The following is a 13,130-nucleotide window of genomic DNA, read 5'->3' on the forward strand; positions in this document are numbered from 1 at the left end:
GGGGGGGGGGGGGGGGGGGGTATAAATATCCTCTAACTCCAGATGATGAATTCTCTTATCTGGCTGAAGCGATCGACCAAGCGCTTCACAACCATGTTCTCGAGTTTGTCTATCAACCGATTGTGAACCACGTTCGTGGAGAGGTTTGTGCCCACGAGGCCTTGAGTCGTCCTCAGATTGACGGCCACGCAATTGCGCCAGATGTGTGGTTTCGTGCGGCGGTCGCGTGTAATCGGGCCCGAGAAGTGGACCAACTTGTTGTGACCCTCAGTATGCAATCTTTCGCCCTAGCGTGGTCCGAAACACCCCCTACTCCCTTATTTGTAAACGTAACTCCGAGCAGCTTGACGGAGAAGCTGTTTCTCGAGCACTTGGAATTTTTGTTTGAAAAAGGTATATGTTACCCTGAACAGTTGGTTATCGAAGTCGTCGAGTACATTCCCTATGATGTCGCTCATTTGTCTGCGGTTATTCAAACAGTTCGCTCACGAGGTGTGCGAATTGCGTTGGATGATGTGGGGATGGGTTCAAATACTTTCTCTTCGGTCGCCGTATTAGAACCAGACTGGGTCAAAGTAGACCGGACATTGATTCGCGGAATTTCAGGAACGCCAGCTAAGCAAGAGTTTTTATCACGACTCGTTCAAATCATGGGGTCAGGTGAACGGATTATTGCGGAGGGTATAGAGACGCATGAGGATTTAGAAACGATTAGATCTATGGGTATCTTCAAGAGTCAAGGATACTATTGGTCCGCGCCCTTGTCGGTACCGCAGATTCAGTCTTTGCTTCAAACCATCGAACAAAAAAGACATGAGTTACTTAAACTCGTGGAAACCACTGTATGGACCGATCCGACGGTACTAGCAAAGAGTGAGGAAGTCGACCGGTTGGTGACGTTATACTACCGGCTATGGAACAAGGCAAAGACAATATAAGGTGGATCTAAGGGTGTAGTATTGCTTGTTTCGGATTGAATACAGCATTCCGAGTTGGGGGCTATCATGTCGATGATGGATTCTGCAAAAGAGTTGATCGATCGCACGTTTCATTCGATGACGCAAAAAATGATGAACATGTTTCCTTCGATGCGCATTCGCCAAAAATTCCTCATGAATACTGGACTCGTGACGGTCCTTCTTATCGCAATGGGGGTTCTCAATGCGATCCTCATCACTCAAATACATCAATCGGTGAATCAATTAGAACAAGCTGCGAAAGTATTAAACCTTGTCCGCAAGTTTGACTATGATATCGTCACATCCGATAACGATGCAGCTCTGTATCTGCTGTCACCAAACGGACAAAACGCACAATACAACCTTCAAGATTACCAGAATGATTTAACTCAGGTAAAACAAGATTTATCTCTATTGGGATCTTATCCGATGGATGTTACAGATAAAGCCATTCTAAATTTATTTAGTTCGCAGTGGCAGCAAATCCTTGACCAGAACGAGAGTGCGTTTCGATTGGCCTCAACCAGTCTGTCGAATGCACAAGCAATGTTCACCAACAACACGTTACAACCGTTGATTCAAAGTCTTGCACAGTTAACGAGCGATGAAGACAGCGTGAAAAATGCCGCGGTTTCAAACGTCAACCATTTGCTTGCGCAAACTTTGATTTGGGATATGATCATCGCCTTCGTTGCCATCATGATGGGCCTCATAGGGAGTACGACACTCTCCGTGTCCATATCTCGGCCTATCATGCGCTTAAGACGGGTCGCGGATGAGATTGCACGCGGGAATTTGCGTGTCGATTCGGTCGAGGTACATACCCGGGATGAACTGGAGGATTTGGCGCGCGTCTTCAACGAGTTGGTCGCGAATCTGCGTTCACTGATTAAGGCGATTGCAGATGCATCGGAACACGTAGCTGCCAGCGCAGAAGAGTTGTCGGCGAGTACGGACGAACTTATGAAGGCGTCCGAGGAGATTACGCATTCTATCGAGCAAGTAGCCGCGGGCGCCGACCAGCAAACGAGGCAAATTCACGATACGTCTGAAGCTGCAAGAAATGTACGAGATGAGATCAGTCAGGTTTCCGAGTTGGCCGATGCGCTGAACAACACGGCAAGGCGAACAGAACAAGAAGCTGAAAATGGCATGAAGGTTATGGAAGACATGGAGTCCCAAATGATGACGATCCGAAGTCGAACGACGGAAGCTGTAGACGTGATGAGCCGTATGGAAAGAGAGTCGGAGAACATACGTCAAATTGCATCGACTATCATGCGAATCGCAGACGAGACCAATTTGCTCGCGCTCAACGCAGCCATTGAAGCCGCGCGAGCGGGTGAGCACGGCCGCGGGTTTGGCGTTGTAGCAGATGAAGTTCGCAGTCTCGCCAATGCTTCATCTGATGCTGCACGTGAGGTTCAAGAAATTGTACGCAAGGTGATGCAATCGGTATCCAACGTGTCTCAATCCATCGAAGCGGTCACGACGGAAGTTCAAGAGGGGGCGTCAGTAGCAGATGAAACGAAACGAACCTTCTCAAGCATTCGCCACGCGATGGGAGACGTGACGTTACGTATCAAGGATGTGGTTGATGTCACACGAAATATCGTCACGCAAGCCGAGCATATGACACATGATATGGCGGTTGTCGTGGAATTGGCGGGGCAAGCGGCGCGTGAATCCGAAAGTGTGGTGGCATCTGCACAACAACAGGCCGGATCCATGCAAGAAATCGCGTCGACCGCTGCGTCGCTAAGTCAACGTGCGCAGGAATTACAGATGATGATTGGGCAGTTCCGAGTGTAGGGGCTGTGTTGTTCGAGGTCGTCGACAAGAGTGTTATACAAAAAACAGAGTCACGAGCAGGATTCCGAACGAGCCAAGGATATATCAGATTTATTTTGCTATTATTTATATAAATTCTATTAGATAGGGTGAAGGTTCATGGCGCGTATTTTGGTTGCCGATGATGCTGCATTTATGAGGATGATGATTAAGGATATCCTCGTGAAACATGGACACGAAGTGGTTGGAGAAGCCTCTGACGGGGAACAAGCAGCGACGTTATACCAAGAATTGCATCCCGATTTGGTCACCATGGATATCACCATGCCGAATGTGGATGGAATTGAAGCAGTCAGGAGAATACGAGCAATGGATCCGCAAGCTCGCATCATCATGTGTTCAGCTATGGGGCAACAAGCGATGGTACTGGACGCAATTCGGGCCGGAGCGAAGGACTTTGTGGTGAAACCCTTCCAAGCAGATCGGGTGATAAACGCTGTCGAAAAGGCCTTACAATAAGGCCCACAGAAACACTCTGATATCTCTTGCGCTCAGAGGAGCGGCAAAAACGATAGTGAAACGAAGACCGTTTGGCGGCAGGCTGCGCAACGTTGGCCATGTAGGGATTCACGTTCATACATCAAGGAGGTTTCGTAGGTGCCACAAGCTGTGTTACCTGAGGTATTGAACACGTCGTTTGAAGCTGCGAAAGTGGTCTTTCCTGTACCTTTTGTTAGAGAGAAATTGGAGATCGTCAATCAATATATCCATAGCGAAGAACTTGGGGTGCTGATTGGCCTCACGCACGATCTGCAGGGTCGGCTGATTATCGAAGGTCGTGCACCCGTGTTTCAAGCGCTAGGTGTCGCGATGTATGGGATGGAATTAGCGGAAGCCATGTTGGAATCTTTTGTTGGCGAGATTGGGAATATGGTGGCGGGTAATATGTCAACGCGTCTTGCCGAGAATGGGATTCATGTGGAAATTAGCCCACCAACGGTCATCGTGGGTTCCACCAAGCTGACGGGTTTCGTTACGGCAGCGAAGGTTCCGCTACATCTGGAGAACATCGGGGTCATTTATGTGATTCTCATATTGGACGAATCAGAGTAAATGGACAGGCTATTCGTTGAACAGAGGACCGAGAGGAGATCACGCGGGTGTTTCTCAAGCAAAAGACGAATGTTGTTTTCGCTACGGAAAACAAAGATGACTATGTACATACAGACTTAGAGGCATTGAATGAAAAGCTGTCTTTTCTACAAGTCACGCAAGAGGATCTTGCCCGAGTTCGAGATGTTTCTTCATGGATAGAGCCTTATCTTGAACAGATCGTAAAGCGACAATACGACATCATTGAGAAGTTCCCCAACCTGAACAAGATCATCGTAGAACATAGTCACAGGGATCGCCTGGAACGTACCTTTGTCGATTATTTCAGAAGGCTATTTCGTGCGGATGTCGCGGACGGCGTATTTTGGCAAGAGAGAAAACGAATAGGTCGTGTTCATAGCCGTATTCACGTGACCGCGGACTGGTACATTGGTTCCTACATGCGGTTGTTTGAATATCTCATTCCGGCAGTCGTGAATCAATGGCACGGGAAACCGCGAGAACTGTCGGATACCTTGCTTGCGTGTTTGAAGATGGTATTCCTTGATATGCAGGTCATCATGGAAGCGTATGAAGAGGAAGAACTACAAGTTGGATATATAGAAAATGTATCAAACGTGTTAGAGCTCATTTTAGGAATCGAGGACATTCCCCCAACAAAAAATGCGATTGAAAAAGCCGTTTCGGATTCTGAAAATATCTCGGCTGCAACAGAACAACTATCTGCTTCTGTTCGCGAAGTGGCAGATTACGCTGTGAAGGCCGCGGAACACGGAGACCGCGTGATGCGGGACGCGCAAGCGGGCGGTGAAGTCGCGCGTACCGCTTTGGAAGGGATTGTTGCACTACGTCAAACGTTCGACCAGTTGCAACATCAATCGACTGCAGTGGTTTCGGCAGCTGAACGCATTTCAAGCGTCTTGGAGTTGATTCAAGAAATCGCAGAACAAACGCATGTCCTTTCGTTGAATGCCGGAATTGAAGCCGCAAGAGCAGGTGAACACGGCCGTGGCTTTCAGGTCATTGCCTCAGAAGTACGGGCCCTTGCGAATCAAACGAGAGACTCGATTCAGGAAACGATGGATGTCATTCAGAACGTCCAAGACGCAGCTCGAACGATGAACCAGGTCACCCAAACGGTCTCCTTGGAGCTGGCCGATAAAGTGGGTACAGCCCAACAGGCAATGGGAGTGATTGAGAGCATCGTTTCTGAAATCCACCACATCGTCGAATACATGGGGAATATTGCGGCGAGTGCCGAAGAACAAGCTGCAGCCACGGAAGATATAGCTACACGCGTGGTCGATATCATGGACGGTGTGACAGATGTCAAGCGAAGGATAGATGCTTTAGGGCAAGACATGTATCGAACCGGTGTGCAAGTCAACGATCTGCGCAATGCGATGGTCGAACGCATCGCGAGTGCCCGTCACGATCGGATGCTCCTTCGGATCGCCAAGACAGACCATCTTTTGTGGAAGTGGTGGTTGTACAACCATATGATGGGCTACCACGCCATGGAGGAGGAGCAGCTGAAAGACCACCACGAATGTCGTTTAGGAAAATGGTACGATGCCGCGAAGGGATATTCGAGTTTCGCAGCCAACCCGTTATTCCAGCGTCTTGACGAACCACACCAGAGGGTGCACCGACTGGCGTCCGAAATCTATCACGCGCTTCAGCAGGATATTCGCTCAGACGTCAGCGCAAAGATGCACGACTTGGAGGAAGCCTCGCAAGAAGTTGTACGACTTTTGGATGCCCTGTATGAAGAACTAGAGAGGCAATGATGATCATGATAGATACAGTCGTCAAACTCGGAGGTTTTATCGTTACTCGACTGCTGCTCCATCTCAAAGAAAGGGGGGAGCCATGTGAATCGTGAATACCTGGACGCGTTCTTGGCCGAGTCGACGGAAAATGTCGAGAAACTAGAAGATGGGTGCCTGGAGCTTGAACGCCAAGGTCCGGAGGCTAACCTTGTTGCTGAGCTTTTTCGCGCGGCGCACACACTAAAAGGCATGAGTGCCACGATGGGATTTTCTCGCCTGGCGGAGCTCACACATCGAGTCGAGGATGTGTTCGGTCTGTGGAGAGATCATCCTGAGAGCTTTCAGCCAGAGCAAGTGGATATCCTGTTCCAGGCGATTGACCGAATGCGGGTTCACCTCGAGGCCATTTCGACGTCTGGGAGTGAGCCCGATCTCAAAGACGACGATGTGATGGCTTCTCTACAAACTGCTTTTCAAGCGAGAGAACCATTGCACCCGAGTCAAAAAAACGGGTTAGAAGAGGACAGAGCGCGGTATGCAACGGAAGCCGAACGACAAGGCAAGGTCGCCTATCGGCTTCACATTCAACTCACCTCTGATTGCATGATGCCTGCCGTTCGGCTTGCGATGGTGTATCAGACGTTGAAGGATGCCGCGGACATTGCGGCAGCGGAACCGACGGAAGATGCGGTCTGGGCAGGAGATGTGCAAACGACAGAAGCGTATGTCGTCGTCTATTTAGAACGCGACGAGATCGAACGGATTCAGGAAAAGGTGCTCGACATTACGGATGTCGCTCGCTGCGATGCTGAAAGATGGGTTGCATCAAGAGGAAGCGCAAGTCAGCAGGATTCACGTGGGAAGTTCGCTTCTCAAGAAACCCGGTCGCAATCTATGTCAACCACTCCCGCAGAATCCGCGGCACGTCCCGGAAGCAACGATAGTCGACCCGACAGGTCGATCCGCGTTTCCGTGCGCCGAATGGACGCGCTTCTGAACACCATGAGTGAGATGGTCATCGCAAAAACTCGCCTGGATACGATTGCGGCTGCTTCGAACGATCCGGCGTTACGGGAGGCCGTGGAACGCTTGGATCGATTGACGAAGGACCTCCAGGATGAGGTGATGCAGCTGCGGATGGCTCCGGTTGAGTCGGTATTTCATCGTTATCCGCGAATGATGCGAGACCTGGAGCGGAAACTGAATCGGGAGTTCGACTTTGTCATGACGGGGCTCGAGACGGAAATGGACCGCATCGTGCTTGAAGAGATGGGCGAGGTCATTGTCCATTTGCTGCGCAACGCGGTTGACCACGGTCTTGAGCCTCCGGAGGTGCGTGAACAGCAGGGAAAGTCGCGTCGTGGAACCATTCGTTTGTCGGCCTATGCGTCTGGCGGACACATCTACATCGAGGTAGCGGATGACGGCGCGGGCATCGATCGAGCGCGCGTTCTTCAGTCCGCGATAACAAAAGGTGTGATCACACCCGAGGCAGGCGCGTCCATGTCCGACGAGGCCGTGTATGAACTGCTGTTTCAATCCGGGTTCAGTACAGCGAAAGAGGTGTCGGACATTTCCGGTCGGGGCGTTGGTCTTGATGCGGTGCGCGATAAAGTGGAGTCGCTCGGTGGGAAAATCCGCATCGATACGGAACTCGGTCGCGGCACGACGTTTGTGATCGAATTGCCACTTACACTCGCGATTCTTCCGGCGCTTCTCGTCTCCGTGCGAGGGCAGACGTTTGCGATTCCCACGGCGAATGTGGACGAGGTAGTGCGACTCCGAGAAGCAGACGTGCGGTATGTGCAAAACGAGTCTGTATATCCAAGCGGGGACAGGATTGTGCCGATTATCGACGTGGCGGAGTGGCTTGGACTTGGCGTGAGACGGTGGGTGTTTCCGCAGACTGCGGTGGTATGTCGGAATGGGGAGCAGAAGTTCGTGATGGTCGTCGATAGGGTTCTGGATGAATTGGAGATTGTGAACAAGCCTCTTGGTCGTTACCTGGAGGGTGTCCGTGGTTTTTCGGGAGCGACCATTCTCGGCGACGGCAAAGTGTCGCTCATTCTCGACGTGCGGTCCATTGGGCAATCCGCATGAGGGAAATCGAATGGATCAAGGAGGGATGCATGGTGGAGTCCTATGTGATCATGCGGGTGGGTGACCAGCGCTATGGCGCGCATGTATCACAGGTCCAATCGGTGGAACGGCTCGGGGAGATCACGCCTGTCCCGCGCACGTTGAGCTTCATCAAAGGCGTAATACACCTACGCGGTGCGGTCGTGCCAGTGATCGACCTCGCAGAACGCGTGGGATTGACGCACCGAGCGCAGGACGCCGACGAAATGCGTGTTGTGATCGCAGAAGTCGAAGATAGAGTTGTTGGCATGATTGTTGATGGCGTGGAAGACGTCGTTCAGATTCCACCAGAGACCATTGAACCTCCACCGGCCGTGGTAGGTGGTTTACAAGCGGTGTATCTCAAAGGCGTAGCTCGCGTAGGAGGTGGCCTGCTGGTTCTGCTCAACTTGAATCGCGTCTTTTCTGCGGCCGAATCGGAACAGCTGCAGCAGATTGAACAGTTCATCACGAGTTAAACCGGATCACATGTTTCGCAACAGATGGAAATACATAGTATGGGGGTTAACATGGCTCAACATCCATTCTCAAGACGCCAACTGCATCAGCAATGGCAGTCCGTTGAACGGGCCGCTCGAGAGGTCGAACGACTTATCACACACTACGGGGGACTGACGGACCAAGCCAAGCACGATATCCGAGCGAAACTAGATGAACTCTTAGGCGAACTCGAGTATTTCTTCCTCATTCGGAGAGATGGATATGCGGAAGTGCATACGAATCGACTGCGAGAAGGCGTCTATTTTACGGACGAAGTTGGGTTGAAGTGTGCCTCCATCACGGAGACGACCGCATTTGATTATCCTCGTAACACCGGAGAACGGATTATCGATATCTCCACACCGGTTTATGTCAATGGACAATCACCTTATGTCCTTCGTTCCGGACGTGTATTTCCAACTTTGAGTCGACGATTCAAAGGGCCTATCCCTTTTTTCTTAGCCCAATTAGCCGGCATTACATGCGCTCTTGTTGATCCCTCCATGCGTGCCGTATCTGTCGGGCTGTTTGGTGTTGCGACGGTTTTTGCGCTCATAGAGTTTGCTCGATTCGAAGTTCATTACAACAGCTGGCTCAAGTTCATGCGTGAAATCAGTCATGGTCGCCTCGGCAAACGTATGCATCCCAAGACACGTGATGAGTACGGACAATTGGCCTTTGAACTGAATAAGCTGGCGATCGGATTCGAAGATATGCTCCATAGGATGATGAATGCCTCAAGTCAATTGATGGATAGTGCTCAAGAACTCGAAAGCAGTGCGCAGCAAAGTACTGCTGCTCTGCAAAGCATTGCCGCTTCCATGCAAACCACCAGCGTCAGCGCTGAAGAACAAACGCAGCATATGCGAGACACGATGACCGAGGTGAACCATGTTCAGAAACAAATTCAGGAGCTCAACGATTTTATACAAGCTGTAGCGTCTACGGCAAAAGATGCAATGCAGCGAGCCGAAGAAGGAAATGCTTCGTCCGCACGTTGGGTAGAACGTTTGCAAGCCATTGTGGACCAAGCTACGAGCCTTTCGCAATCCATTGACTCGCTCGATCACATTATGTCCGTGATGGTGGATGCTCTCTCGACGATTCAGAAGATCACGCGGGACACGCATCTATTGGCCCTCAATGCATCCATTGAAGCCGCTCGAGCCGGCGAACATGGGAAAGGCTTCGCAGTTGTCGCAACGGAAGTGCGTAGGTTAGCCAATCTGTCCTCGGAGCATACCAAGCAAATCGAGACACAGGTTGCTCAAATACCCAACATTCTTGAGCAGGTACGCAATAACATGAGTCAAACAGCGACGTCTATCCAAGAGGGTATGACTGCCGCCACCGAAACAGGTAGTGTCCTGACAAATATTCATCACGCGATCTCAGATGTTGCAGAGGATACAGCGCATCTTCGCTCAGTGATTCACGATATATTCCAAAGCGGAAAAAATATGATCGAGATCTTAGAAAGCACTCATGCACTCTCGAACGTCGTACGAGAGCAAACCGAGTCAGTCAGTGCATCAACCGAAGAACAGTATGCGATTACGGAGGAAGTCGCACGAGCGGCATCGGTGGTATTCCAGTCAACGCGAGATCTACGCGCTATCATTGAACGTTTTGAGTTTCAATCGCCATAATGCATCGTTTACAGGCCGCTAGCACTAGGCAGGGCTAGCGGCACAGCACTACCCAGTGAATCGATGAATCGATGGATGGAACGGAGGGATAGGAGTGGCACTTGCCAACTGCCGCCGATGTGGGCGACTCTTCAATAAGACGGGCCACGATGTATGTCCGAGTTGTATCCATGAAGAGGAAAACAAAATTGCCGAGATCCGCGACTACCTGAGGCAACACCCTCTAGCCAACATCTACGAGGTCTCACAAGGCACTCGTGCGACATATGAAGAGATCGTCGATCTCATCCGTAGGGGCAAGCTTTTGCTACGTCAATATCCGAACATGACGTACCCATGTGAAAGATGTGGTGCACCAACGCAGTCTGGGCAGTTGTGTATGAATTGCGCACAAGAATTAAGCGCAGAGATTCAAATGGGCGAGAGAAAATATTCCGCCAAAAAACCATATAAAGAGAACCGTAACACGGGATTCTATAGTAAGGAATAAACTCTTTTGTTGGAAATTAGGGATTGTTCATGAACTGGAGATACACTGAGGAATCCGATGGTCGGCATCCGTACCACTGGTGTCTGTTAGACAACATTTAACCTACGCTCTGGCGTTCTACATGTGTGCGTAAAATCTCCTCGAGTGCTTGGGAGGATACCTGAAACGTGATGTTTCGCCTACGCAAGTGACGTATGAACTGAATCTTGCTATCTCCAAGCAAAAAAGCAGTGAGGGAAAATGTGTGATTTCCTTCCTTGATGTGTATGATTATAGGGGTATAATTTGATTCTGTAAATGATGTGTGTTCAGTGATATAGATAGCTTGATTCCAAGCTTGAATGAACTGCAGGCGTTCATCAGAAGACAGTTCTGCGCCATTCAAAGACACAGACTGAGTTTTGGATGATTCCAAGGTCGGATAAATTGACACGGACGATAGCCATCGATTGACCCATGCATTCGCTGGATTGATTAGAAGCACCAGCACAGGGATTACCACTGCAGCTAAGTATGCTGTCCAGGCTGGAATCGCCAAGTTCATAACTCCTTTCGGTACATACATGAGTCTTTAAGACGTAAAATGCCCCTTTCGCCCGGCTACGAGCAAGGTAAATAAAGGTATGAGCAGAAAACGCGTTCAAGATGAGAGGCTCCGTGTCAAGCATTGTAAAGGTAGCGCATGCCCGACTTCGACAGTTGGACATAGCACGTAGACTCATGGATGGATGTGGGATCCTATTGCGGCGCGGCTTGTCGGACTTATCCACAGGCATGCGCCGTGTTTTCATTTGTATTTTTGTAGGCATGCGTTTTGTTGTGGATAACTTTATTTTGTCGTTTACAAGTTCGTAGTACATGCCGTATCATGTGGGCATGTATATCCGAGTCATTCGCCGAAAAAACAAGAACGGTTCTGTCACCGGTTACGTTCAGTTGGCCCATAACTATCGCGATCCCAACACCGGCCAGCCCAAGGCCAAGGTCCTCTACACCTTCGGCCGCGAAGACGAAATCGACCTCGAGGCCCTCCGGCGCCTTGCCCAGAGCATCCATCGCTTCGTTGGCGACGAGTTTACCGCCGGACGTGGTCAGTCGGAGGGCATCCAAACCACGCTGCTGGATAGCCGTCCTATGGGAGGGGCGTATCTGCTAGACGAGCTGTGGCGACAGCTTGGATTGGATGAGGTCCTGCGAGAGCGGCTTGCCGACCGGAAGTTTAAGGCGGCTGTCGAGCGTGTCATCTTCGCCATGGTCGCCAATCGCGCGTTGGCGCCAAGCAGCAAGCTGGCCATGGAAGAATGGGTCGACCGTGAAGTGGCTCTCCCCGGGATGACCGAGTTGGACGTGTGGCAGGCATATCGGGCTATGGACTTTCTCCATGATGTGGCGGAAGACCTGCAATACGAGGTCTTCCGGCGAGTGAGCGATCTCTTGAACCTGGACGTGGACCTTCTGTTCTTTGACACGACCTCCACGTACTTCGAGACGGAGGACGAGTCGGACGACAGTCTGCGACGCAAGGGGTATTCCAAAGACCACCGGCCCGACTTGCCTCAGGTGGTGATCGGGCTTGCGGTGACGCGGGACGGCATCCCCGTCCGCTGCTGGACGTGGCCTGGCAACACAGCGGACATGAGCGTGGTCGAGGAGGTCAAACAGGACCTCATCGGTTGGCGGCTTGGTCGCGTGATCACGGTCGTGGATCGAGGTTTCGTCTCAGAGAGCAATTTGCGGATCCTGCAACGCGCCGGGGGTCACTACATCGCTGGGGAGAAGATGACCTCCGGGAAACCAGCGGTGGAAGCGGCGTTGGCGCGCCCTGGACGTTTTCGTGAGCTTCGTCCCAACCTGAAAGTGAAGGAGGTCGTGGTGGGAGACGGAGAGGCCCGGGTCCGTTACGTGTTGGCGTTCAATCCCGAGGAAGCCAAACGCGATGAGGCGCGGCGGGAGGCCATGTTGCGCGAGCTTCGGATGGAGTTGGAACGCCTCAAAGAGCTTCAGGGCGAAGCGCACACGAAGGCCCACTGTCGGCTTGCGAGCCATCCCACGTTCAAGCGTTATCTGAAACAGGACCGATGGGGGAACCTGCGAATTGACCCGGAGGCCGTGCGGCAAGCGGCTCATCTGGACGGGAAGTACCTGATCCGCACCTCCGACGACACGCTGTCGACGGAAGATGTCGCGCTGGGATACAAGCAGCTCCTGATGGTGGAGTCCGCGTTTCGGACGCTGAAGACGACGTTGGACATCCGTCCCATGTATCACCGGAAGGACGAGCGGATTCGTTCGCATGTGCTGCTTTGCTGGCTGGCCTTGTTGTTGGTGCGCATCGCGGAGGTCCAAACGGGGCGCACATGGTCTGACATCCGCTCTCACATGCAAGCGATGCATCAGGTGACGAAGAGCACGCCGGACGGGATGGTCGTGCAGCGCACGGAGACGACCGAGGCGCAGCGGGAGATCCTGCGAGCCTTGAGGATCAAAGAACCACCGAGGATCCTGAAGGTAGAACCTCGGGCACGAGGGCTGTAGACACTACACGAGTTATCCACAGGTCCCACGAACCTGCATGGGCAAAGGGTTCGTGGGACTTTGTATGACTACGAAGTGTCGAAGTCGGGGCATGAGTCGGGTTTTGTGTAAATTATAGTATTAGATGTGTCTATCTTCCCATTCACATCCAGCCCGCAGCAACGTTCATGTACGACTTTCATTCCAAGGGCATTTCCACCGA

The 13,130-nt window shown here is 51.5% G+C and carries 11 protein-coding genes; 10 read left to right on the top strand and 1 reads right to left on the bottom strand.

Translation table 11 applies throughout. The features are described 5' to 3' along the window. From AMA01_RS03310 to AMA01_RS13510, 9 genes are all read left to right on the top strand, one after another. Nucleotides 1–938, top strand: a 938-nt coding sequence (locus AMA01_RS03310) for an EAL domain-containing protein (RefSeq protein WP_067847280.1), incomplete at its 5' end; no start/stop codon positions are given. Nucleotides 939–1,004: 66 nt separating this feature from the next. Beyond that, entirely contained in the window at nucleotides 1,005–2,771 is a 1,767-nt protein-coding gene (locus AMA01_RS03315) for a methyl-accepting chemotaxis protein (RefSeq protein WP_067847283.1), read from the top strand. 138 nt (nucleotides 2,772–2,909) lie between these two features. After that, a complete protein-coding gene (locus AMA01_RS03320; RefSeq protein WP_067847286.1) occupies nucleotides 2,910–3,269 on the top strand; it encodes a response regulator in 360 nt (119 codons plus the stop codon). A 138-nt stretch (nucleotides 3,270–3,407) separates the two neighbouring features. Continuing rightward, complete coding sequence (locus AMA01_RS03325; RefSeq protein ID WP_067847289.1) at nucleotides 3,408–3,863, top strand: chemotaxis protein CheX; 456 nt, start codon at nucleotides 3,408–3,410, stop codon at nucleotides 3,861–3,863. Between the two features lie 47 nt (nucleotides 3,864–3,910). Then, nucleotides 3,911–5,653, top strand: coding sequence for a protoglobin domain-containing protein (locus tag AMA01_RS03330; protein ID WP_067847292.1), 1,743 nt, complete (start codon nucleotides 3,911–3,913; stop codon nucleotides 5,651–5,653). Between the two features lie 84 nt (nucleotides 5,654–5,737). Beyond that, entirely contained in the window at nucleotides 5,738–7,735 is a 1,998-nt protein-coding gene (locus tag AMA01_RS14185; protein WP_067847295.1) for a chemotaxis protein CheA, read from the top strand. Nucleotides 7,736–7,764: 29 nt separating this feature from the next. Continuing rightward, entirely contained in the window at nucleotides 7,765–8,232 is a 468-nt protein-coding gene (locus tag AMA01_RS03340; RefSeq protein WP_067847298.1) for a chemotaxis protein CheW, read from the top strand. A 51-nt stretch (nucleotides 8,233–8,283) separates the two neighbouring features. After that, nucleotides 8,284–9,903, top strand: coding sequence for a methyl-accepting chemotaxis protein (locus tag AMA01_RS03345; protein ID WP_067847510.1), 1,620 nt, complete (start codon nucleotides 8,284–8,286; stop codon nucleotides 9,901–9,903). Between the two features lie 94 nt (nucleotides 9,904–9,997). Beyond that, nucleotides 9,998–10,393 carry a TIGR03826 family flagellar region protein gene (locus AMA01_RS13510; protein ID WP_082743924.1) on the top strand — a complete coding sequence of 132 codons (396 nt, stop codon included), beginning with the start codon at nucleotides 9,998–10,000 and terminating at the stop codon, nucleotides 10,391–10,393. 97 nt (nucleotides 10,394–10,490) lie between these two features. Here the strand turns inward: AMA01_RS13510 and AMA01_RS13810 are convergent, their stop codons facing one another. After that, entirely contained in the window at nucleotides 10,491–10,931 is a 441-nt protein-coding gene (locus tag AMA01_RS13810; protein WP_195868448.1) for a YfmQ family protein, read from the bottom strand. A 338-nt stretch (nucleotides 10,932–11,269) separates the two neighbouring features. Between AMA01_RS13810 and AMA01_RS03350 the strand changes: the two genes are divergently transcribed. Then, on the top strand, nucleotides 11,270–12,928 hold the full coding sequence (locus AMA01_RS03350; RefSeq protein ID WP_446698012.1) for an IS1634 family transposase: 1,659 nt from the start codon (nucleotides 11,270–11,272) through the stop codon (nucleotides 12,926–12,928). Nucleotides 12,929–13,130 lie beyond the last annotated feature (202 nt).

This window comes from Alicyclobacillus mali NBRC 102425, assembly GCF_001570745.1.
Classification (GTDB): domain Bacteria; phylum Bacillota; class Bacilli; order Alicyclobacillales; family Alicyclobacillaceae; genus Alicyclobacillus; species Alicyclobacillus mali.

What these genes read in the sequence shown, in the direction of transcription:
- AMA01_RS03315 (WP_067847283.1), top strand. Translation starts at nt 1,005, where the DNA reads ATGTCGATGATGGATTCTGCAAAAGAGTTGATCGATCGCACGTTTCAT.
- AMA01_RS03320 (WP_067847286.1), top strand. Translation starts at nt 2,910, where the DNA reads ATGGCGCGTATTTTGGTTGCCGATGATGCTGCATTTATGAGGATGATG.
- AMA01_RS03340 (WP_067847298.1), top strand. Translation starts at nt 7,765, where the DNA reads ATGGTGGAGTCCTATGTGATCATGCGGGTGGGTGACCAGCGCTATGGC.
- AMA01_RS03345 (WP_067847510.1), top strand. Translation starts at nt 8,284, where the DNA reads ATGGCTCAACATCCATTCTCAAGACGCCAACTGCATCAGCAATGGCAG.
- AMA01_RS03350 (WP_446698012.1), top strand. Translation starts at nt 11,270, where the DNA reads ATGTATATCCGAGTCATTCGCCGAAAAAACAAGAACGGTTCTGTCACC.